Source organism: Flavobacterium cerinum, from assembly GCF_004028155.1.
Lineage (GTDB): Bacteria > Bacteroidota > Bacteroidia > Flavobacteriales > Flavobacteriaceae > Flavobacterium > Flavobacterium cerinum.
Map to the genome: position 1 here is coordinate 79,426 of NZ_SBII01000013.1, position 22,012 is coordinate 101,437.

Genomic DNA, 22,012 nt, shown 5'->3' on the forward strand with positions numbered 1-22,012 from the left:
TACAAGGAGGTAAAAAATGAAACGTGTAGTAGTAGGGCTTTCCGGAGGAGTAGATTCAAGCGTAGCTGCTTACCTGCTTCAGGAGCAGGGTTATGAAGTTATAGGCCTTTTTATGAAGAACTGGCATGATGATACAGTAACGATATCTAACGAATGTCCATGGCTGGAAGACAGCAATGATGCATTACTGGTGGCCGAAAAATTAGGTATACCGTTCCAAACGGTAGATCTTAGTGAAGAGTATAAAGAGCGTATTGTAGACTATATGTTTAACGAATACGAAAAGGGCAGGACCCCAAATCCAGATGTGCTTTGCAATCGTGAGATAAAGTTTGACGTTTTTATGAAAATTGCCCTTAGCCTTGGTGCTGATTATGTGGCAACAGGACACTATTGCCGTAAAGGTACTATAGAAAAAGACGGTAAAGAAACCTATCAGTTGCTTGCAGGGGTAGACGGTAATAAAGATCAGTCTTACTTTTTATGCCAGTTATCGCAGGAACAGTTGGCAAAATCGTTATTCCCAATTGGGGAGCTCACAAAACCACAGGTGCGTGAGATAGCTGCAAAAATGGAGCTTATTACTGCCGAGAAGAAAGACTCACAAGGGCTTTGTTTTATTGGTAAAGTGCGTCTTCCTGAATTTCTTCAGCAGCAATTGCAACCTAAAGAAGGCTTAATATATGAAGTGAATGCTGATGTTGCCACTTATAGCGAAGCAGCACCGGAATTCAGTTCTATAAAAGAGCAACTGGCTTATGAAGCTAAAAATATAGATTATAAGCCCGAAATGGGTAAAGTAGTAGGCAAGCATCAGGGAGCTCATTATTTTACAATAGGGCAGCGTAAAGGTCTTAATGTAGGTGGAACCAAAGAAGGGCTTTTTATTATCGCTACCGATGTAGAGACCAACTCTATTTATACAGGTCAGGGACAAAATCATCCTGGGTTATTCCGTAAAGCACTGTTTATTCAGGAAAATGAAATTCATTGGGTACGTGAAGATATGACTTTAAAAGATGGCGAAACAATGGATGTTATGGTGCGTATACGTTACCGTCAGCCATTACAAAAAGCAACCCTGCACAAGTTTGATAACGGAATGTACATTTCGTTTGAAGCTCCGCAATCAGCAATTACCGAAGGACAGTTTGCTGCCTGGTATATTGGCGATGAGCTAATTGGCTCGGGAGTGATTTCTTAAAGTCTTCCCGATTATATTATACAATGCCCTATGCTGAAAAGTGTAGGGCATTTTTTATATTTGTTGAAATTTAAAATCGATGAATAGATATATAATTCTTTTATTAGTAGTAGTTGGTTTTTCGTGTAAACGTAATGAGGAACTTATTGTACCAAAAGTTGAAAATGCCACTGTTCCTTCTAAGGTGAATTTGTTTGAGACAGAAAGCAAACAAGGTAAGGTACTGATACTTTCGGATAGACTGCCTTTATATGATCGCGATAGTAAAGAATCAGGATTAAGTACCAGATTGTATGGACTGATTGTGGATATGGACAGTATTTCTAAAAATCGGATTGATATTGCGAAATCAGACGATCAGTGTAAAGCATTCCATTTTGTGAAGGTAAATAACCCTAAAGTAAAAGGATGGCTGAATAGCAAAGATATTTATGAATATGGCAATAATGAGAGGGACACGCTATTTAAAGAAGGTGATACTGATTTCAAAATGTATATTGGCAAAAACTTTGGAATAGGGGTAGAAGATGAATATGGACTGTCAGGCTGTGATAATACTTCTCCGGTTGTTTTATTCAATTCGAAATCTAATGTAGAAGCCTATGTGCCGCTAAAGGATAAGACAGGGAAATATCAGGGAAAATTTCTAGTATTGGATGCGCATGATGGCTGGTATGATAAAATTATAAAGAGTGATTTTACAGGTGGCAAACTTAAATTGATAATCCATCGTTCCTATCAGGAAGGCAGTGCCGATTTTACAGTTATTATAAGTTTACTTGATAAAGGCTATAGCGCAGAAGTTATCGAATTCATTGAGTATAATCCAGAAATGTAATTATACAAATGTCTTCTGCTGAAAAGTGTGTGGGTTTTTATACTTTTATCTTCTTTATTAGACATAACATACTATGAAGTATACAGAGGGACAATATTATAAGGAAATAAAAAATCATTTAATTGGTACTTCAATTGTTGAAGTATACTATGAAGTGCTAAATAGTTATGATGAATTAGATCCATATGAAGATTGGAAATTATCGGAAGACATTCATTCAGTAGACATGAATATAATTTTCAAGCTCGATAATGGAAAATTGATACAAATATTTTGGGATAATAACTTTGACTGCTATGGTGTAGGGCTGGAAGTATTGCCTGTATTTGAAGAAAGAGAAAGTGTCAAGTTAATTAATGTTTCAGAGAATGAAAACGTTTTAAAGTTTAAAGAAAATAAAATTGTTGATGTTTTAATTCATTGGGATGAAATCGAAGTTGGGTCTAATTGGTTTTTTTTTTCGAAACAAAAAAAATGTAATGGAGTTCCACTAGTTTGGCAAGTTAAATTTGAAAATAATACTGATATCTGGATTGCGACACTTGAAATCTTTGATGTCGAAGCGCCTTATTATTGGGCAAATCACCTGACGGTTTTCTTTAATGAAGAAGATGTCAGAAAATATAAACTGAACTCAGATAAGGGGATTTCTATAAATAGTGTGATTTAATTATGCACTACAATCTCCATACCCATAAAGCATCTGGCAACAACAATGTGTTTGAAGTCGTAAACCGATACCCTTATGAAGCGATCGATGTACCCTTTTTTTCTGCGGGTATTCATCCGTGGCATATTGATGAAAACAGGCTGGATGAACACTTGACCATAATAGAAGAACGACTGCAAATGCCCAATTGCCTTGCTCTGGGTGAATGCGGTTTGGATAAACGTATTGAGATGCCTCTGGAAATTCAACAGCAGGTTTTCGAAAAACAACTGTTATTAGCAAAAAAATATAAAAAACCTGTAATTTTGCACTGTGTTGCGGCCTATCAGGAAGTTATCGAGATCAATAAAAGGCTGGTTCCCGGAGTTTCAATGATTATTCACGGATTCTCTAAAAATGAGCAGGTAGCAAAACAACTGCTGGATAACGGTTTTTATCTTTCGTTTGGTAAATACCTATTACGAAATTCCGAATTGTCTGCTGTGTTTGCTAATGTGCCTGAAGGGAGGTTCTTTTTAGAAACCGATTCTATTGAAGAAAGTATTGCAGAGGTGTATGCAAAAGCTGCAGAAGCACGAAACATGAATATTGAAGATTTAAAAAATATAATAAGCACTAATTTTAAAACCGTTTTTAATAATGGCTGAATGGACTGAGCGCGCCGAACTTTTATTCAAAAAAGAAGGGCTGGAGAAATTGAAGAATTCGCATGTAATGGTAGTAGGCCTTGGCGGTGTTGGATCGTTTGCAGCCGAGTTCCTTGCCAGGGCAGGAGTAGGGACAATGACGATTGTAGATGGCGATGTAGTAGACATTACCAATATTAACAGGCAATTGCCGGCACTGCATTCTACCGTAGGACAGCCTAAGGTAACAATTGTAGGTGACAGGCTTATGGATATCAACCCGGAGCTGAATCTTATACGACTGCAGGAATTCCTATCTCCTGAACGTGCTTATGAGCTTGTGACCAATGAATATGATTATGTGCTGGATTGTATAGACAGCATTACGCCGAAGCTAAACCTTATTATTTCGGCTAAACGTAAGAAGGTTAAGATTATCAGTAATATGGGCGCAGGAGGCAAATATGAAGCTGCTAAGGTCAAAGTAGCCGACATTAGTAAGACAGAATACTGTCCGTTAGCTAAAACGGTTCGAAAACGTCTTAAAAAGGAAGGCGTAACTAAAGGTGTAAAAGTTGTTTTCTCTAGCGAAGCACCGGACGAAACCAGTTTGAAGATGACTGATGGTAAAAACTTCAAGAAGTCTTTCTTTGGTACTAACAGCTGGATGCCTGCTTTATTCGGACTCCATTCTGCCGAAACAGTAGTAAAACATATCATCAAGAAATAAAAAATCCCCAATTGGGGATTTTTTTATGTTTTATCTTATATTATTTACCTTGGTGTAGTAGGCTGCGTTATTGGCTTGCTTACAGGCGTTGTTGTCGGTTTTGTGCCAGTAGGCTTGGCTGCTGCGGGTTTAGTTGTTCCTGCAGCAGGCTTATTTGCTGCGCTGGTAGGTTTGGTTGATGGAACACTAGACCTGACTGTTCCTGTAGCCGGTTTACTTCCTGCCGTACCTGTTATTGGTTTTACTGTAGCTGCCGGTTTGATACCTGTTGCAGCAGGGGTTGGTAATACAGGATTAATTACCCCTTCAGTAACCGGAACGATAGTAGGTGCCCCAATTGGAATATAAATGTCAGTTACCCATTCTGATGGTCTTTTAGTTTTGGTAATACCTTTACTGTACAGTTCTACATACTGGCCCGTGGTATTTTCCTGCAATGCTTTATCAATAATATGTTTTTCAGCTTTTGCCCATGCTTTTCTCAAATGTGAGTAGTCTCCTTTTAAGGTTGTTTTTAATGCAGTAAAAGGCAATAGGCTTCCTCCTTCAAATTCGCTTCCCGGTGTTGTGAAAATTTCTTCTTTTATAGGGATGCATATCAAGTATGAGGCTGTGCCTTGTACTTTGTCAAACGATTTATAAAGTATAAATGGAGAACCGTTAGTTACAATCTTATTGGTTTTAATGAAGTTTTGAAGTTTAGGAAAATATTCAGCCGCTTTTTTATTGATATCTTCAATTTTTGAGTTCACTAAATGACCCAGATAAAAAGCTCCGGTTTTAGTAACCAGTTCATTTTTTACATCAATATTAAATATGCTTAATTCTTTTACAAGGAAATTATCAATGTTAGTAAGGCCTTTTTCCAGAGAAGCCTCCATTTTTTCATTTGATCCGCCTTTAAGTAAAGCATTAGCTTTTTCTAAAAAGCTTAAATTTCCTTTTAATCGTAATGTTACTTTAGTACTCTTAAGAGTGTCTTTAAAAGTCCATGAAATTTCAGAATTGAGGTCGTTAATGACAGCCTTTTGCAGGATAGAATCATTTTCGGCTAGTTTAACCGTTTCCACTTTTCCTGTATTATCATCTTTTTTCCAGCTCATCTGTGCTCCATTACCTGAAGATTTTTCAGAATAAGTGTATACTGTTGTAGTATCACTATTGGTAAGGATACCTACATTTTCCCAGTTTTTGTAATCGTTTATGTAATTGTAAAGCACTGCTTTAGGTACATTTATTACCCGTTCTTTTTTGATGTCGTACTTGCCTTCCTGAGTGGCAATAAAAACTGTAACGGCAATAATAGCCAAGAGCAGTAGGAGAAATACATATTTTACAATTTTCATACCATCGAAAACTTTAGTTTGTCGTAAAATTATAAATATTTCCCATAAGAAACTAAATAACTTTTAAAGTGTAAAAATATACGTTTAAATGTATAAAAAAAAGCCCTTAAAAGGGCTTGTGTGTTTTATTCGCATTCCTGAAAATTTTCAGGATAGGGTGATAGGCTTACTTTATCTACCAATAAGAAGATATCGTCTTCTTTGGTGTAAACATCAATCTCTTCGCTTTGTTTTCTTGCTTCGAGTGTTTTACGGTGTGTAGTAATATTATATTGCTGAAGTTTATCTGTAATGTTATAATTAAAAGATATAAGTTGAGGATAATTGCTTCTAAACTGTATCTTCCAATGATATTGTTCACCGTGTTTTTTTTCGCTCTTTATTCTATAAAATATTTTTGAATAACAGCTGGTTTTCTGCCATTCCTCCCAACCATCTTTAGCCTGTGCTAAAGCAATTTGCGAAAATATAAGTACAAATAGTAACATTGCTTTTCTCATGGTTCAGGTGATTTAGATTATTCTATTTTTAATATTGTAACGTAAAAGTCTGGAGTTATGTTATAAACCGTAGTAGCATTAGTTACTTTGTTAGGTTTAAGCTTTTCTGTCAGGGTGTAATATTCCTTAACTATTTCCTTGTTAGCTAAATGTTTATAGTAGGCATTACCTGATACTTCTACACAGCCATTTTCCATTGGTTGTTCTGTAACAGCAAAAGTGACTTTTGTTTTTTCCGGATTAGTAGATTTTAAGCTAACGGTTTTTCCATACAGCTTTTGTCCCCAGAAATTCTTCATTTTATAAGAAACTTTATAAGAAATGCCATTGTCAAGATCGATCCATTTATCATACTTTTCAAAAATTTTGCTATCTATCTCAGGATTTACATCCCCTGTGTTATCTTTAGCTAATGCCATCGATTGTACAGCAGGCTTGTCTACTGCGACTAAGCTGGCAGATTGTTTAGCTTCCGGGCTATTAATCGAAGATACAGCGGAAGTATTCGAAAGAGTAACAGCTTTGCTGTTTGATGAAATAACTTGAGTTCTTCCTAAATCGAAATAATTAACGATCTGTAATCCTTTTCTATAAGGAATGTTTAAGGTGTCTGTATCAACAATACCTTGTGGTCCATATTTTTTGATAACAAATTTATTCTCACCTTCTTTTAGAGGTATACGTGTGTAGCAAATGGTAGCGGGTAATGACTGCCAGTTACGGGTGTCAGCTTTTTCGGTAGCAGCGCCGGCAATATCTCCGCCTAGTTTCATTAAATCACCACCAGTATCTCCAAAAAGCTCTTTCCCTAAAGCACCAAGACCGGCACTACTAGCTTTTTTAACAGCGAAACGGGCAGCAAGATCTATCACTTCGCGAAGCATTCTGTCTTTAAGACATTGTTTAGCAATTGAGTTAAAATCCTGGCCTAACTCAAAAGGTTGTTCTTTATCGTCTACTACTATTGTAGCTTTGTTGTAAAATGTATCTCTTTTTCTGTATTTAGGGATGGCAATAGCATTTATGCTGCCAATGTTTGATCCTATCGGAATAGGAATGATAATTTCTTCAACAATATCTCCGTCCATATAGCTGCCATAAAAGAAAGGTCCGGCATTAGAAACTGATATCATTATTTGATCTTTAGCGGGGCCAAGACCGTTTTCCCAAAATATTATGGCTTCTCCTGTAGGTAGTGTTATAGCAGGAGTTTCGGGACTAGGTGCTTTGGCACCTTTTTTTGGTTTTTGTGTAGAATTGGTGTCAGAAGGAGGAGGGATCATATCGAATTTTTTAAGATATGCCTGATACTCTTCTCTAAACCCCATAAGTTTTGATGTGCGTACTAAATCCTTTTTGAGTTGTTCCGGCATTGATACGCCAAAAAACGTTCCTTTATCACGGTCATAGATTTCTTCGGCATTTCTATAGGCAATAAATGCATTATTAATATCTCCGGTACTCTCATAAATTAGTCCCTGTAGTATTTGTGAAAATGCATCACGACTGTATTTATTTTTGTTTTCAGGATATTTTTCATTTAGCTCTAAAAGCTTTATGTTTATCCTTTTAGCTTCTACAAGCGCTTCATTAGGCATGCCTAAATGAAAATAATTTAACGCCATGTAATAATGAATGGTCACCTTTTCAAAATCTTCACCTTTATAAGGCTCGGCCATTGGATTGGTAAATTTACCGGCAATGGCCTGCCCTACATTAGTTTTTATCTTGTCGTCAATCATAACATAAGCTTGCTCAAAAAGGGCATTGCTGTTTTGATAATTGCCTCTAAGGTGTTCAATTTTTCCTTTTTCCATAAGGTACAACAATTTGTTTCTGTCTTTAAGCAGAAATTTGTTCTTGTCTATACCTTCAATAGCCTTATTAAAATCGCCGCTAAAAAGGTCACCTTCAATTGTAGTTTTGGTATTGTAAGTACTACAGGACTGTAAGCTTACCAGCAATAGGACTACTGCTGATTTTGATAGAGCGTAAATGGTATTTTTAGGTACCCTCATGGTTGTAGGTTTTATTATTTAATGTTTTTCTTGATCTTTTTATCACCTATCCACACTTTATCATTAGTTTGGATATTAGTAAGTTCAAGGTCAATTTGGTAGTAAACGGTTTTTTCTTTTTTGTTAGAGTCTACTATCGAGTTGATAGTTCCCTGTAACATAAAATCGGCGCCATTTTCAAGACCAAATTTTTTCATGGTAGACTGAGATGCATTGTTTTGCTGATCTGCTCTTTCTCCCCTTATCTCTTCGCGCATGTTACCGGCCTGAACCAGTTTCATTCTTCCTGAGTTTATAATTGCTTTCTCGATGTCTTTAGAGAATGTCTCGGCAGCAATATGCTCATGCGATTTGTTGGTAATCATACCTACAATAATAACCGGTTTTTTACCTGTATGCTCAGAAGCATAAGTACTGTACCATGAATGGTCCATAAGTTCGGCGGTTATCTCTTCGGCAGTTAGCCTTGAGTCGGTTTCATTCCAGCGGCCGCTAAGATCGGTTACGCTTGTTTCGCTTACGCGTGTTACTTTAGTGCCGCCGCAGTTAGCTAATGTAAGTCCTAAAGCTGCTGCTAAAATAAATTTGTAGGTACTCGTTCTCATATTGTAATTTATTGATTAATAAATCAAATGTATTAAAAATAAACGGTGTTAATATCGTCTCAAATAAAGAATTTTTAATATAATTTGATCTGTAAAAAAGAGTATAAAAACTACTGGGAATAGTTGTTTTTATATAGACATAAAGAGTCTGATTTTTTAATTAAAATCTGAACAGTCGATATCCCTCCAGGCCTGAGCTGCTTGTTCGTATTCAACTCCATTAGCACAATTTTTTGCAGCTTTTAGTACGTTAATAGCAGCCGTTTTAAGAGCCTCACAATTTGCCGGTGTTGGGTTAACTGAAAGCGCATCACTCTTACTGAGCATTATATCTACAAGTGCTTCAATTTTATCAGCGCAGTCATCGCCGCTAACAGTCGTTGATGTTTCTTCTTCTTCGCATGCTACTATTGCAAATGTTCCAATAAAAAGCATAAATACTAATGTGATTTTTTTTAAAGTTTTCATGTTTGGTGATTTAATAGATTTATATACACAAAGTTGTAGTATTATATAAAGCAAAAAAATACCTAATAATAGGTATTTTGCATAGTAGATCTATTAAGATTTCAGCCTTCTAAAAATCGTATTTTTTTTCCATGGAATAGCGCAAAAGTTCACTCTTTCCCTGTAAGCTCAGCTTTTTTAGAATGTTCTTTCTATGTGTGTCTACAGTAGTTTTACCAATAAACAGGAGATCGGCAATTTCCTGAGACGTTTTGCCTTCGCCTATAAGTTTTACAATTTCCATTTCTCTTTTGCTTAATGGAATGTCATTGTCATTTTTTTTATGATCGCTTTTTGTGAGAGAAGAGTCAAAATAGGTTTCATTCTTCATAACGGCTCTTATTGCTGCAAGAACAATTTTTAATGAAGAGTTCTTCATAATATAACCGGAGGCACCTGCTTCCTGCATTTGCAACATGGCTTCATCCTGTTCAAACATGCTAAAGGCAATAACGCGGCAGGAAGGAAATTCTTTTTTGATATGTCTTGTCGCAGTAATGCCATCCATTTTTGGCATACGGATATCTGTTAAAACCACATCGGGTTTTTTAGATCGTACAATTTCCAACAGCCGTTCACCGTCATTAGCTTCGCCAACAACTATAATGTCGTCTTCATACTCAAGAAATACTTTTATGCCATCAATGAGTGACTGATGGTCTTCGGCTATTGCTAAATGTATCATACCGGTATGTCTATTATTATGGTTGTTCCCTTTCTAGGTGTAGTATCTATTGTAAAAGTACCACCCAGTTGGGCAATTTTTTTCTGAATCGTTTGCAGTCCCATGCCGTCTGCGGTGTTTATTGCAGTACTGTCAAAACCTATCCCGTTGTCTTCTATAATTATATTAATATTGTCTTCATGGTTGGTAAGATGAATAGTAGCTTCTGTAGCTTCAGAGTGTTTAATTATGTTCGTAGATAGTTCTTGGACTGCTCTGAAAATGGCTATTTCAAGTGTACTTTCCAAACGGTCATTAAATCCAAACGGAATTACCTGTATTTGTAATTTACCGGGGATTGATATTTTTTCTGCCAGTTTTTTAATGGCCGGAATAAGGCCTTCGCTTGCAAAAACCCCTGCATTTTTAGCATGGGCGAGCCTGCGCACTTTTTGATAAGCTTCTTCTATAAGTTGATCTGTTCTTTCATACAGTTTATTTTCTTCATCTTTCAACTCGTTTTTTCTGAGTTTAAGGTTCTCAAAATTTAGTTTTAAGGTAGCCAGCATACTTCCTAAATTATCATGAAGGTCGTTCGCTATGCGCTGTCTTTCTTTTTCCTGGCCTTCCAGCATAAGGTCTATACTGTGAAGCTCATAGTCCTTTAATGCTTTATCAAGCTTTTGTTGTTCTATTAATTTTTCCTGAAGGGATATTTTTTCCCTGCGCTTTGCATTTTTATAAACGAGGTAGGCTATAATAACGCTGGCAATAAGTAAGCTTGTAAAGGTATAAAGGAGTATCCTGTTTGTTTTTATATTGCTCTTAAGTTCTGTGTTTTCCAGTTCTTTCTCTGCGGTTTGATATTTTGTCTGAATGTCGGACATGGCAATATTTTGTTCAGTTACATTTACACTGTCAGCGAATTTTTTGTTTAATAAGAGATATTTATATGCGTTTGGGTAATCCTTCAATTCATCATAGTTTTTATATAAAAATTCATAGATGTATTGTTTTGTTTTAAGGGAAAAATTATCAATAGGAATACTGTCGGCTTGTTTAAGATATTTAATAGCGTTCTTGTGATCCTTTAAGTGATAATATGCCCCTGCCTGGTTAATGTAATTTGAGCACATCTCTGGGCTGTTATGGATTTTATTTAAATAATCTAAATTATTTTTTAAGTAAAATAAAGCAGAATCAGGCTTCTTAAAATTGTCATTGTACAAAGCCGCAATATTATGGTTAATGACATATTTTAATCTTTCATTATTTGTGTTTTTTATTACTTTCATTGCTTTTTTATAATAAGCAAAACTTGTAATATAATCTTTGTTATCCGCTTTAAAAGAAGCCATCTCGACGTAGCCCTTAGCCTTTTTTACAGGATCATTTTTTTTCTCTGCATATTTTATATATTCGTTTAAATATACATTAGTTATTTTATTATTTTCCTGAGCTCCTATTAGATAGGCAATATCAAGATTTATACTCATTTCCCGGTCAATACTATCTATTTCTTTGTAGAGTTTTTTTGCATCAAGATAATATTGATAGGCTTTATCTTCTTCATTTGTGAATTCGTAGCTTTTTGCTAAAAGATAATTATATAGTGCTTTATCTGCTTTTTGCAGAGAGTTAGGGTTTATTTTTTTTAATTTCAAGAAGACTTCTTCCTGATTTATTGTGTTTATTTCTTTTTCAATAGCTACAAGGTTTTTTGAATATTGAGAATAAGCGTTGCTTATAAATAATATATTTATAAGCAACGCTATTATTTTAAGCTTGGATAACATTAATTATTTTGCTTTTAGAATAATACTCATACCTCTTTTTTTAGGACTTTTGGTAGGAGCGATAGATTTCATGTTAGGTTCGTTATAAGCTCCTCTTTCACATACTTTTCGATATGTTTCTGCTACTGATTTGAAAAGTATGGACACGTCGTCTTTATCATATAAATTTGAATGGTATATGATAATAAGAGCGTTATATTCATTAAAGTCAAAACCGGTTGACGATGGATATGCTACGATATCATCTCTTTTAATTTGTAATGAAATAGTGGGATCTCCTGTCGTATAAAAAACAGCATTTCCCGGATCATTGTGTTCCAATTGCATATGAACAAATAATGCATTTATTTTATTACCGGCCACAGTTGTTGTCATGTCAATAAAAGGTCCAAAGCGATAGTTGCCTGCAGGGAGTAATATGTTTAAATTTATCTTACCATCCGTCTCAAAAGTTCCTTTAACTGTGTAAGTACAATCCTCTGCTTGGCATTCTAAGCAACATGGTTCCGATTTGTTTTCCATAATATGTAAGGTTTAATTGGTTACTTCATCAAATTTCAGGTAATTAAGGTAAAAAAAAATCCCCATAAGTGGGGATTTTTGATGTGATATTTTTAAGATATTATTAGGAATTTATCCCTTAAGGTAAATTTTAATAATAAAAAGTGCTCCTATAAAAGCAAGAAAACCTATAAGTACTTTATAGCTGCCGTTATAATATTTTTTATGTAATTTAAAATCTTTGCGGTATACATATATCATTGCAGCCACAAAAACGATAATAAAGAATAGCGCGAAATAAAGTTGTCCTGTTGTGAACATGTTGAAATCTTTTTGCAAAGGTACAATACTCTGTTCTTATTTTTAATTATTTTTAGGTCACAAATCTGATGAAAAATGAAAAAACAGTTAGCGTCTGTAAAAGAATTCCACACTTCGTTTGGGCAGGGGGTAAGCGAAGTGCCAAAAGCAACTTTAGGTGAAGCCGTAAACCTGTTGCGTTATAACCTTATGAAAGAGGAAAATGAAGAGTACTATGAAGCAGTACAAAACAATGATATTGTAGAAATTGCCGATGCCCTTGGCGATATGCTTTATATTTTATGCGGTACTATTATAGAACATGGTTTGCAGTACAAGATAGAAGAAGTTTTTGATGAGATCCAGCGTAGTAATATGAGCAAGTTAGGCGCCGACGGAAAACCAGTATACCGTGAAGATGGTAAGGTACTGAAAGGGCCTAATTACTTTAAGCCTAATTTTGAAGAGATACTTAAGTAATTAATAGCATAAAAAAAGCCGGAAGTTAATTTCCGGCTTTTCTATTATTGTTTAGTTCATAAATGAACTCAGTGTCAACTATACTTTTACAGTCCATCCGAAGGTATCTTCTAACTCTTTACGCTGTATACCAGTTAACTTACTTTTAAGTTCTAAAGCAAAAGAATTTTCAATTTTTGGAAGTTCATGGTATTTGTCCTGGAAGCTAAATCCGACGATAGGATTAACTACTGCAGCAGTTCCTGCTCCAAAAATTTCTTTAAGTGTACCGTTTTCTGCAGCTTCAACAAGTTCAGCTACCAATACAGAACGCTCTTCTACTTTAATGTTTTCACGTGCAGCCAGTTCAATAAGGCTTTTACGGGTTACACCATCAAGAATTCTTTCGCTGGTTGGTGCCGTATAAAGTGTATCGTTTATTCTGAAGAATACATTCATAGTACCCGCTTCTTCAAGCTTGGTATGTGTAGCATCATCAGTCCATATAATTTGTTGGAATCCTGCTTCGTTAGCCAGTTTTGTTGGGTAAAACTGTGCAGAATAGTTACCTGCAGCTTTTGCAGCACCTATACCGCCATTTGCAGCGCGGCTGAAATGTTCTGCGATGATAACTTTAACCTCACCTGAGTAATAAGATTTAGCAGGAGAAAGAATGATCATAAAACGATATTGTGTAGATGGAGCGGCTATTACACCAGATCCTATAGCGATCATGAACGGACGGATGTAAAGTGAATTACCATTCCCTTTTTTTACCCATTCCTTTTCAATTTGTATTAATTGTTTAAGTCCGTCAATAAAAACCTCTTCAGGAATTTCCGGCATTGCAAGTCTTACTGCCGATTTATTAAAACGATCATAATTTTGATCAGGTCTAAAAAGCCATACATCGTCATGTTCATCTTTATAGGCTTTCATGCCTTCAAAGATTGCTTGTCCGTAATGGAATATTTTTGCAGAAGGGTCAATTAAAAAAGGTGCGTAGGGCTGTATAACCGGCTGCTCCCATTGTCCGTTTCTAAAATCACAAACCAGCATGTGGTCAGTGAATGTGTTTCCAAAAGTCAGGTTTTCAAAATCAACAGATTCAATTTTTGATGTTTCTGCTCTGTTAATGATTACGTTGCTCATTAATTAGGGTTTCGTGATGATTAATATTTCAGTTGTGTTACTGCAAATTTACTAAAAAGATACACTCGACTCCTTTTTTAAAGTCAATTTAACCCCATTGAAATTTAACCTGTTGAAATAAAGTTAAATAAATAAGAATGAAATAGCGATAATGCATTTGCGTGTTTAAAGTTTCTGTCTAAATTTGTAACATAAAATTCAACTTTCGTTATAAAATGAAAAAATCAGTAATTATGGCTGCTGCAATTGTTTTGCTTGCTGCCTGTCAAAAAAATAAAGAGGCCGAAGCTCCGGTAGATGCAACTGCAATAGAAGCACAAACAGATACTGTTGCTAAAGATATAGATACCGTTACTACAGCAGAAGTTGTTAAAGAAGAGGATGCTGTAAAAGTTGCAGCAACTGATAAAAAAGAAGCAGAGGTAAAGCCGGTTCAGGAAGTAAAGGCTGAAACAAAAGGTGACTATGCTGCCTTTGGTGATAAGATCGTTGCTGATAAAGCACTTAGCAAAGAAGAAATGCTAAAAAAATATAAAGGACTTAAAGCAGGTGATACTATTGCTGTAAAGTTTAAATCTAAAATTAAAGACGTTTGCCAAAAGAAAGGATGCTGGATGGCTATGCAATTGCCAAATGAAAAGCAAACTTTCGTGAAATTTAAAGATTATGCGTTCTTCGTACCTTTAAATGCAGCAGACCAGGAAGCTATCGTAAGCGGTAAAGCTTTTATAAGTGAGACTTCTGTAGCGCAGCTTAGGCATTATGCTAAAGACGGTGGTAAATCTGAAGCAGAAATTGCAAAAATTACAGAACCAAAAATTGAATATAAATTTTTAGCAGACGGTGTTCTAATAAGCAAATAATGAAGAGATTTCTACTACTGCCTCTATGTTTAGTCCTTACCTTTGCCGGATGTGAAAAGAAAGCAGAAGTTGTAAAGGCTGAACCTGCAAAAGAAGCTCCAGCCAAGAAGAAAGAGTTTAAAATGTATGAGATGTCTCAAATGGCTGCTCTTATGGAACAGATGTATGTAGATAATATGAGGCTTAAAGAACGCATTATAAAAGGCGACACTATAGGTAACTTTCCACAGCATTTTTTAAACATTCATGCTTCGGCAATGACTGACGAAAGCGAGAATGATGCTTTTTTTAAAATGCAGGCTGGTAAGTTTTTGAAAGCCCAGGAGCTTATTTACAAAGACTCCCTCAATGCTAAGAAACACTTTAATGATGCTGTTTCTACTTGCGTAAAGTGCCATGAACAAAAATGCGAAGGCCCAATACCAAGAATTAAAAAATTATATATTAAATAATTGAAAAGAGAAATCATAACAACCCAGGACGGATCGGTAACGATTTACCTGCCGGAAATGCAGGAGAATTACCATTCTAAATTTGGGGCGATTCAGGAAGCAAATCACGTATTTATACAAAATGGGCTGGCTTTAACTCAAAGCCGGCCCATTTCTATTTTAGAAATTGGTTTTGGCACAGGTCTTAATGCTTTTATAACTTATGTTGAATCGTTAAAAAATAGTCAACAAATAGATTATACGGGTGTTGAGGCATATCCTGTTACACCGGAAGAGGTAGTACAGCTTAATTACCCGGAGCAGTTAGGTGCGTCAAATAAGCAGGATATCTTTAATACAATGCACAGTCAGGATTGGGAAAAGCGAAATGCTCTTAGTACTAACTTCACTTTAGAAAAGCGTAAACAGTTTTTTCAGGACATTGAAGATGTAAATACTTACGATCTTATTTATTTTGATGCTTTTGGCTATCAATTTCAACCTGATTTATGGAGTGTGGAAATATTTAACAAAATGTTTTCTGCGTTAAAAAAAGATGGAATACTGGTAACCTATGCATGCAGAACAGTTATTAAGAAAGCCATGATCGAAGCGGGTTTTAGGACAGAAAAAATCCCAGGGCCACCTGGTAAAAGAGAAATGCTTCGTGGTTATAAATATTAATATTTTGTTAAATAATTGTAGTTTTGAAAACTTTAACTGTTAACGGCTGAGAATAATTTTGTTTCAATCGATTTATTTTTGCTACATTTACATACTCGTTCTTACACCTACTAATATTAAACAATTGCAGTAACCATGACTAGACCTATGTTTAGCTATACAAAAAAAATTTTGGAAAGCGTAAGCTTTGACCCTATACTGTTTTGTAAGGAAGTAGAGAAAGCTATTAAAATTCTCCTGCCTTACGAAATTGAACAACTGGTTGACTGGCTTAATAATTTCACGATCGAAAAACCTGAATTAAAAGCCTGCTTAATTTATGTTGAGCAATAAAAAATAAAGGAGCCTCTTGAGGCTCCTTTATTTTTTATAACATATCACAGTTATTATTTTCTTTGCAAAGGGCTTGAAATCTCTACATTCTGGAAAGCTATTGCGCCTTTAATAACACCTGCAATCGTGCTGCGTAATGCTTCTATTATGTGAAGTTTTAATTCTTTTTTAGAATAGATAAGGCTTACTTCGCGTGATGGTTTTGGTTCTTTAAAATGACGCAGTTTTGCTTTGGACTTACCTTCCATATCTAATGTATGTAAATAAGGGAGCAAGGTCATTCCTAAGCCTTCATCGGCTAATTTTACCATTGTTTCAAAACTGCCGCTTTCAATCTGAAAATGATTTTCAGAAGGCAGAGATGTGGCTTTGCATATATTAAGTACATTATTACGGAAACAATGTCCGTCCTGTAATAATAAAATGTTACTCAGGTTCATTTCGAGATCTTCTACCTCAAATTCTTTCTTTTGGTAAGCAGGATTATTCTCCGGTACATAAGCTACAAAAGGCTCATAGTACATTACAATCTCTTTTATAGTTTCCTCATTTAAAGGAGTAGCAGCTATTGCAGCATCCAGCTGCCCGTTTTTAAGCATACGGATAATTTCCTCAGTAGTGCGTTCCTCTATGATAAGGTTCACTTTTGGATACTTATGGATAAAATTTGCCATAAACATAGGGAGCAGGGTAGGCATAATCGTTGGGATGATCCCTATTTTAAAATCGCCTCCAATGTAACCTTTTTGCTGGTCTACAATATCTTTAATACGCCCGGATTCGTTTACAATATTCTTTGCCTGCTGTACAATTTTCTGTCCAACGTCTGTAAGCTGGATAGGCTTTTTACTACGGTCAAATATTTGTATTTCAAGTTCTTCTTCAAGCTTTTGTATCTGCATACTTAATGTAGGCTGTGTAACGAAACACTTTTCGGCTGCAAGGGTGAAATTTCTGTGTTCTGCTACGGCAAGTACATAATGCAATTGGGTAATAGTCATAGTATAGATTTTTATGATAAAATTATAAAAACTATTGATATTAGCTATCCTTTTTATGGGTAATTTTACTTAAATTTAGATTATAAAACTTACAATCAATACGAGAGATATGAGAACGAAAAAACAAGAAAACGCCACGAACGTGCTGGGTTTACCAGTAAAAGAATCAGAAGTAATTGCAGCAGAACTTAATATCCTATTATCTAATTTTCAGGTTTATTACCAAAACCTGCGCGGTATTCACTGGAACATACGCGGAAAACGCTTTTTTGACCTTCATGTTAAATTTGAGGAACTTTATAATGACGCCCAGCTTAAAATAGACATGATTGCAGAGCGTGTACTTACTTTAGGAGGTACACCACTACATACTTTAGAGGATTATATAGCAAACAACCGACTTGAAGTTGGTAAAAACATTTCGAAAGATACAGAGGCTGTTCAATTGATCATGACTTCTATTGCAGATCTGCTTAAGATCGAAAGAATAATACTGGATGAATCTGACAAAATAAGTGATGAAGGTACAAACTCAATGATGAGTGATTTTATTAAAGAACAGGAGAAAACCATGTGGATGATGAAAGCGTGGAGTGAGGAAGAGATTTAATGTAAATTTTAGTATAAAATTAAATATTGGCTCGAATTTTGTTAATGGAAAAAGCGTACATTCGCATTTCTATGAAAATAATTGTAAACATAGTGTTATTTCTGTTCCTGTCGTTTCTGGCATCACCTACTATTGTGAGCCTGATTGAAGACGAGGCAGATATGTCTATGGTTTACAGCCTTACAGAAGAAGAAATCCAAAAAGAAATAAAAGAGGTAAAAGCCGCACCACATAGTGAATTGCGGCTAACCTTCTTTGAACCTACAAAAAAGGTTTCTGTCATAAAATCTGCAAATCTTCAAAAACACGACAATGTTTCTGAAGAGATATTTTCTCCTCCTCCCGAGTTCGTATAATCCAATTTGACGTCCGTTATTGGACAGCTGTGTGAATACATGAGTATTTGCAAGCGTAATTGTATTATATTATTTTATCGGTTATGACAAAAAAGACAAATCTTTTTGCTAACCTCAAGGCCGATTTTCCATCGGGACTTGTGGTATTTTTAGTGGCTCTACCATTATGTTTAGGTATTGCACTAGCATCCGGGGCACCACCGTTGTCTGGGATTATTTCAGGTATTATTGGCGGTATTGTAGTGGGATGGTTAAGTAAATCCCATATAAGCGTATCCGGTCCGGCTGCGGGTCTTACTGCCATTGTTTTAACAGCAATTACAGCATTAGGCTCATTCGAAACCTTTTTGCTGGCAGTTTTTCTTGCTGGTCTTTTCCAATTAATATTGGGATTTCTTAAAGCAGGAAGTATTTCTAATTATTTCCCATCTAATGTAATAGAAGGTATGCTTGCGGGTATTGGTGTTATCATTATCCTTAAACAGCTGCCGCATGCGGTAGGTTTTGATGCCGACTTTGAAGGTGATGAATCCTTTTTACAGGCAGGTGGAGGCAACACATTTTCGTCTATTGTAGGCGCCCTGGATTATTTCCATCTTGGTGCGATTATTATAACGGCAATATCTGTTACCATCCTTATACTATGGGATAAAGTACCGTTCCTTAAAAAGCTTAAACTGGTTCCGGGAGCACTTGTAGCAGTTATAGTGAGTATTGTTTTAAATGAAGTATTCATCGCAACAGGCAGTAATCTTCAAATTGCTGCAGCTCACCTTGTAAATCTTCCCGTGCCACAATCTTTAGAAGAGTTTAAAGCTATTATTATTACTCCAAATTTTGCAAGTATATCTAATCCCCAGGTTTGGATCACTGCTATGACGATTACTATTGTAGCTTCTATCGAGACGCTTTTATGTATAGAAGCATCAGACAGGATGGATACGCAGAAACGTTATACAAGTACTAATATGGAGCTTAAAGCACAAGGTGTTGGTAATATGGTAAGTGCACTTTTAGGTGGTTTACCAATGACATCTGTAGTCGTACGTTCTTCGGCAAATGCTAATGCAGGAGCAAAAACTAAAATGTCGGCAATTATACATGGTGTCCTATTACTATTGTGTGTACTTAGTATTCCGTTCATTCTAAACAAAATTCCATTAGCAACCCTTGCGGCAGTATTAATACTTGTAGGTTATAAGTTGGCTAAACCGGCTACTGTACTTCACTTTTGGCACAAAGGGAAATACCAGTTTATACCTTTCATAGCAACATTGCTTGCAGTAGTATTCACAGACTTACTAAAAGGTGTGGCTTTAGGTATGATAATAAGTATCATCTTTGTTTTGAGAGGTAATCTTAAAAGAGCTTACAATTTTAGAAAAGATGAATATGCAGAAGGCGATGTGATCCATATCGATCTTGCTCAGGAAGTTTCATTCCTTAATAAAGCAGCAATTAAATATACGCTGAATGAGATTCCTGCAAAATCAAAAGTGGTTATCGATGCATCAGATACTGTATACATCGCCCATGATGTATTAGACCTGATACAGGAATTCACAGAGTTTAAAGCTAAAGAGATGCATATAAAAGTGAAACTTGTTGGCTTTAAAGAAGCTTATGAGTTAGAAAATACTGATCCATCTAAACAGCATGTGTTTGTAGAACACAAGATTAAAAAAGAGAAAAAAGAAACAGTTTAAAAAAGAAACAACTTCTGTGCCCTGGTGCAGAATCTATATAAAATATAATATTATGAGTACAAGCGTAGATTTTTACAAGAAGATACTAGACAATAACAAAATTTGGTCTGAAACTAAATTAAGCCAGGACCCGGAATATTTTCAAAAACTTGCTAAAGGGCAGCAACCGCCATTATTATGGATAGGATGTTCAGATAGTAGAGTTCCTGCTAATGAAGTTATCGGAGCTCAGCCGGGTGAAGTTTTTGTACACAGAAACATTGCTAACATGGTTGTTCATACTGATATGAATATGCTTAGCGTACTTGATTATGCTGTTAATGTTTTAAAAGTAAAACATATTATAGTATGTGGTCATTACGGTTGTGGTGGTGTTAAAGCTGCTATGGGTAACGATTCTATCGGGCTTATTGATAACTGGATCCGTCATATAAAAGATGTATATAGACACCACCATGCTTACCTTGATTCTATTTTAGATGAGAATGATAGGTTTAACGCTTTTGTGGAGCTTAATGTTAAAGAACAGGTTTCGGATCTTGCAAAAACCTCTATTGTACAAAATGCATGGAAAAACGGACAGGAACTATGCCTGCACGGATGGGTTTACGGACTTGATACAGGTATAGTAAAAGACCTTGAAGTTAATTTTTGCGATAACGGTGATTTGGGTAAAGTACACCGTCTTCAATTTTAGTGTTGTATTGAAACTAAAAAACCGCCATAAAGGTGGTTTTTTTATTTGATAGAAGTTTTATCAGGAAAAGATGGCAGTGAAAAGTTCTAATAGTACTTCGATAATACTTAAAGAGGTCCAATTGTTTTCTTTATCCGGTTTATTCATTGTCCAGATTCTCATTAAACATAGACGGTAGTAACTGCGGTATGAATTTAATAAGTAATGGTAATAACAAACTGCCTCCCGGTAAAAGGAAAATGGTTAACGATGGTATTGTCTTGCATATTTCAAGCAGCTGTTTCTTGATCTTTTTCTTTTCTTTATCCTCCAGGTTACGGTGGGTAGAGTGGGTAAGAAGGAGCATCAGTTCGGCATTATTAGATAATTCTTTTACCAAACGCTTTTTGTTACGGCGAATAAGCAGCATTACGTTTTGCGACGCATGGTCATAAAAATGCTTTACTGGATTTGAATACCTGAAAAAAGGAATTTCTTTGCGGTTCATTTTTATGAAAAGATGAAAAGAAGCGATACTTTCTGCAGCAATCTCATCATTAATTTCAAGTTGTTTGGCAAGGCGGTATAGAAAATCAATTTCAGATTCCTGTGCTTTGCCATCACTCCAAATTGCCATTCCCGCCATATCAAGCAGATAATTTTTTTCAGGTTTAGAAGTGAAATACTTTAGCTCCAGTTTTTCCAGATCATCGGTATTGATCGATGAGAATTTGGTGTAACGAACAGATGATTCAAACAGCTTTATGAGCAGATTGTCATAAGTAGATCTTTCGGTCTTTGTTTTTAACGCAAGCGAAACAATACTCATAACGGTTTCCTCCAGTTTCTTTAAATATTTTTCCGGAATTTCGTTGTTAAGGAGATATTGGCGAAAGGCCAGGATATCCATAAACAGCAGCGCATTGGTAAGTATGTGCGAAAAATTACGGCTTAAAATATTATTATTGGTCCTGATACGTTCATCCAGAATTTCTTCTAACCGATGGCTTTGTGTGCCTGCGGGTAATACTTTCTTGAAGAAATCGAAACCTTCAGGGGTCATTTCTTTATAAAAAAGAATTCCTTTTTCGATAAAGCTTTTAGGATCATCTTGTTTATTTACCAGTCGGTATACATCATATAAGGTATTGAGTAAGGCAACTTTAGTAATTTCCTCAGTTGTCCACCCTTTTGTTTCCTTCGTGTCCAGATTGCTAAAAGATACTACATGTCCATATATAAAGCCTGTATCCCGTACTGATCTGTAAAAATCATGGGAGTTAGGATGGACAGGCAGCCTGTTTTTTAGCTGCGCAAAAAATTTATCAATCCAGCCGCTGGCAGAAGGGTTTATCATTCTGCAAAACTATACAATTTTTTACTCACTTAACAGCCTGTTAATAAGAGTTAAATAAAACCTATATTTTATAGTGTGT

General features: G+C 35.6%; 26 protein-coding genes. 14 read left to right on the forward strand and 12 right to left on the reverse strand.

What is annotated here, in order from left to right; all coding sequences use genetic code 11:
* Positions 1-16 precede the first annotated feature (16 nt).
* The 5 genes from mnmA to EPI11_RS16320 all read left to right on the forward strand — a co-directional run bounded on the left by mnmA (position 17) and on the right by EPI11_RS16320 (position 4,068).
* Positions 17-1,204 (forward strand): tRNA 2-thiouridine(34) synthase MnmA, encoded by a 1,188-nt coding sequence (mnmA, locus tag EPI11_RS16300; protein WP_128391049.1) that lies wholly within the window; start codon positions 17-19, stop codon positions 1,202-1,204.
* 79 nt (positions 1,205-1,283) lie between these two features.
* Positions 1,284-2,042 carry a hypothetical protein gene (locus EPI11_RS16305; protein ID WP_128391050.1) on the forward strand — a complete coding sequence of 253 codons (759 nt, stop codon included), beginning with the start codon at positions 1,284-1,286 and terminating at the stop codon, positions 2,040-2,042.
* Between the two features lie 73 nt (positions 2,043-2,115).
* Positions 2,116-2,712: a hypothetical protein gene (locus EPI11_RS16310; RefSeq protein WP_128391051.1), complete on the forward strand. Its 597-nt coding sequence runs from the start codon at positions 2,116-2,118 to the stop codon at positions 2,710-2,712.
* 2 nt (positions 2,713-2,714) lie between these two features.
* Positions 2,715-3,359 (forward strand): TatD family hydrolase, encoded by a 645-nt coding sequence (locus EPI11_RS16315; RefSeq protein WP_128391052.1) that lies wholly within the window; start codon positions 2,715-2,717, stop codon positions 3,357-3,359.
* Positions 3,352-4,068, forward strand: coding sequence for a tRNA threonylcarbamoyladenosine dehydratase (locus tag EPI11_RS16320; RefSeq protein WP_128391053.1), 717 nt, complete (start codon positions 3,352-3,354; stop codon positions 4,066-4,068). Before EPI11_RS16315 ends, EPI11_RS16320 begins: the two co-directional genes overlap by 8 nt.
* Positions 4,069-4,112: 44 nt before the next feature.
* Here EPI11_RS16320 and EPI11_RS16325 read toward each other — a convergent pair whose 3' ends face one another.
* The 9 genes from EPI11_RS16325 to EPI11_RS16365 form a co-directional block, all read right to left on the reverse strand.
* Positions 4,113-5,414 carry an effector binding domain-containing protein gene (locus tag EPI11_RS16325; RefSeq protein ID WP_128391054.1) on the reverse strand — a complete coding sequence of 434 codons (1,302 nt, stop codon included), beginning with the start codon at positions 5,412-5,414 and terminating at the stop codon, positions 4,113-4,115.
* Positions 5,415-5,539: 125 nt separating this feature from the next.
* Positions 5,540-5,914, reverse strand: a complete 375-nt coding sequence (locus tag EPI11_RS16330; protein ID WP_128391055.1) for a hypothetical protein — start codon at positions 5,912-5,914, stop codon at positions 5,540-5,542.
* A 17-nt stretch (positions 5,915-5,931) separates the two neighbouring features.
* Entirely contained in the window at positions 5,932-7,932 is a 2,001-nt protein-coding gene (locus EPI11_RS16335) for a COG3014 family protein (protein ID WP_128391056.1), read from the reverse strand.
* Positions 7,933-7,946: 14 nt separating this feature from the next.
* The gene (locus EPI11_RS16340; RefSeq protein WP_128391057.1) at positions 7,947-8,537 is read right to left on the reverse strand and encodes a penicillin-binding protein activator LpoB; all 591 of its coding nucleotides are present in this window, start codon (positions 8,535-8,537) and stop codon (positions 7,947-7,949) included.
* A gap of 156 nt (positions 8,538-8,693) precedes the next feature.
* Positions 8,694-9,005, reverse strand: a complete 312-nt coding sequence (locus EPI11_RS16345; protein ID WP_128391058.1) for a hypothetical protein — start codon at positions 9,003-9,005, stop codon at positions 8,694-8,696.
* Between the two features lie 109 nt (positions 9,006-9,114).
* The gene (locus EPI11_RS16350; RefSeq protein WP_128391059.1) at positions 9,115-9,729 is read right to left on the reverse strand and encodes a response regulator transcription factor; all 615 of its coding nucleotides are present in this window, start codon (positions 9,727-9,729) and stop codon (positions 9,115-9,117) included.
* Positions 9,726-11,504, reverse strand: coding sequence for a sensor histidine kinase (locus EPI11_RS16355; RefSeq protein ID WP_128391060.1), 1,779 nt, complete (start codon positions 11,502-11,504; stop codon positions 9,726-9,728). The genes EPI11_RS16350 and EPI11_RS16355 overlap by 4 nt, the downstream gene beginning before the upstream one ends.
* Before the next feature lie 3 nt (positions 11,505-11,507).
* On the reverse strand, positions 11,508-12,026 hold the full coding sequence (locus EPI11_RS16360; protein WP_128391061.1) for a hypothetical protein: 519 nt from the start codon (positions 12,024-12,026) through the stop codon (positions 11,508-11,510).
* A gap of 111 nt (positions 12,027-12,137) precedes the next feature.
* Positions 12,138-12,326, reverse strand: coding sequence for a hypothetical protein (locus EPI11_RS16365; protein ID WP_128391062.1), 189 nt, complete (start codon positions 12,324-12,326; stop codon positions 12,138-12,140).
* 75 nt (positions 12,327-12,401) lie between these two features.
* Here EPI11_RS16365 and EPI11_RS16370 point away from each other — a divergent pair, with 75 nt between their 5' ends.
* Entirely contained in the window at positions 12,402-12,785 is a 384-nt protein-coding gene (locus EPI11_RS16370; protein ID WP_128391063.1) for a pyrophosphohydrolase domain-containing protein, read from the forward strand.
* A 78-nt stretch (positions 12,786-12,863) separates the two neighbouring features.
* Here EPI11_RS16370 and EPI11_RS16375 read toward each other — a convergent pair whose 3' ends face one another.
* Positions 12,864-13,916: a branched-chain amino acid aminotransferase gene (locus EPI11_RS16375; protein WP_128391064.1), complete on the reverse strand. Its 1,053-nt coding sequence runs from the start codon at positions 13,914-13,916 to the stop codon at positions 12,864-12,866.
* 215 nt (positions 13,917-14,131) lie between these two features.
* Between EPI11_RS16375 and EPI11_RS16380 the strand changes: the two genes are divergently transcribed.
* The 4 genes from EPI11_RS16380 to EPI11_RS16395 all read left to right on the forward strand — a co-directional run bounded on the left by EPI11_RS16380 (position 14,132) and on the right by EPI11_RS16395 (position 16,227).
* A complete protein-coding gene (locus EPI11_RS16380; RefSeq protein ID WP_241657649.1) occupies positions 14,132-14,779 on the forward strand; it encodes a DUF4920 domain-containing protein in 648 nt (215 codons plus the stop codon).
* Positions 14,779-15,231 carry a hypothetical protein gene (locus EPI11_RS16385; protein ID WP_128391065.1) on the forward strand — a complete coding sequence of 151 codons (453 nt, stop codon included), beginning with the start codon at positions 14,779-14,781 and terminating at the stop codon, positions 15,229-15,231. The genes EPI11_RS16380 and EPI11_RS16385 overlap by 1 nt, the downstream gene beginning before the upstream one ends.
* Positions 15,232-15,894, forward strand: a complete 663-nt coding sequence (mnmD, locus tag EPI11_RS16390) for a tRNA (5-methylaminomethyl-2-thiouridine)(34)-methyltransferase MnmD (protein ID WP_128391066.1) — start codon at positions 15,232-15,234, stop codon at positions 15,892-15,894.
* 135 nt (positions 15,895-16,029) lie between these two features.
* Positions 16,030-16,227, forward strand: a complete 198-nt coding sequence (locus tag EPI11_RS16395; protein WP_128391067.1) for a hypothetical protein — start codon at positions 16,030-16,032, stop codon at positions 16,225-16,227.
* 53 nt (positions 16,228-16,280) lie between these two features.
* Here the strand turns inward: EPI11_RS16395 and EPI11_RS16400 are convergent, their stop codons facing one another.
* Positions 16,281-17,228, reverse strand: coding sequence for a LysR substrate-binding domain-containing protein (locus tag EPI11_RS16400; RefSeq protein ID WP_128391068.1), 948 nt, complete (start codon positions 17,226-17,228; stop codon positions 16,281-16,283).
* A 109-nt stretch (positions 17,229-17,337) separates the two neighbouring features.
* On the opposite strand from EPI11_RS16400, the gene EPI11_RS16405 reads away from it, so the two are divergent.
* From EPI11_RS16405 to can, 4 genes are all read left to right on the forward strand, one after another.
* Entirely contained in the window at positions 17,338-17,838 is a 501-nt protein-coding gene (locus tag EPI11_RS16405) for a Dps family protein (protein WP_128391069.1), read from the forward strand.
* Positions 17,839-17,882: 44 nt separating this feature from the next.
* A complete protein-coding gene (locus EPI11_RS16410; protein ID WP_206619134.1) occupies positions 17,883-18,194 on the forward strand; it encodes a hypothetical protein in 312 nt (103 codons plus the stop codon).
* A gap of 83 nt (positions 18,195-18,277) precedes the next feature.
* Complete coding sequence (locus EPI11_RS16415; RefSeq protein ID WP_128391071.1) at positions 18,278-19,900, forward strand: SulP family inorganic anion transporter; 1,623 nt, start codon at positions 18,278-18,280, stop codon at positions 19,898-19,900.
* Positions 19,901-19,952: 52 nt separating this feature from the next.
* Entirely contained in the window at positions 19,953-20,597 is a 645-nt protein-coding gene (gene can, locus EPI11_RS16420) for a carbonate dehydratase (RefSeq protein ID WP_128391072.1), read from the forward strand.
* Positions 20,598-20,736: 139 nt separating this feature from the next.
* Here can and EPI11_RS16425 read toward each other — a convergent pair whose 3' ends face one another.
* Positions 20,737-21,933 carry an LETM1-related biofilm-associated protein gene (locus EPI11_RS16425; protein WP_128391073.1) on the reverse strand — a complete coding sequence of 399 codons (1,197 nt, stop codon included), beginning with the start codon at positions 21,931-21,933 and terminating at the stop codon, positions 20,737-20,739.
* Positions 21,934-22,012: the final 79 nt, after the last annotated feature.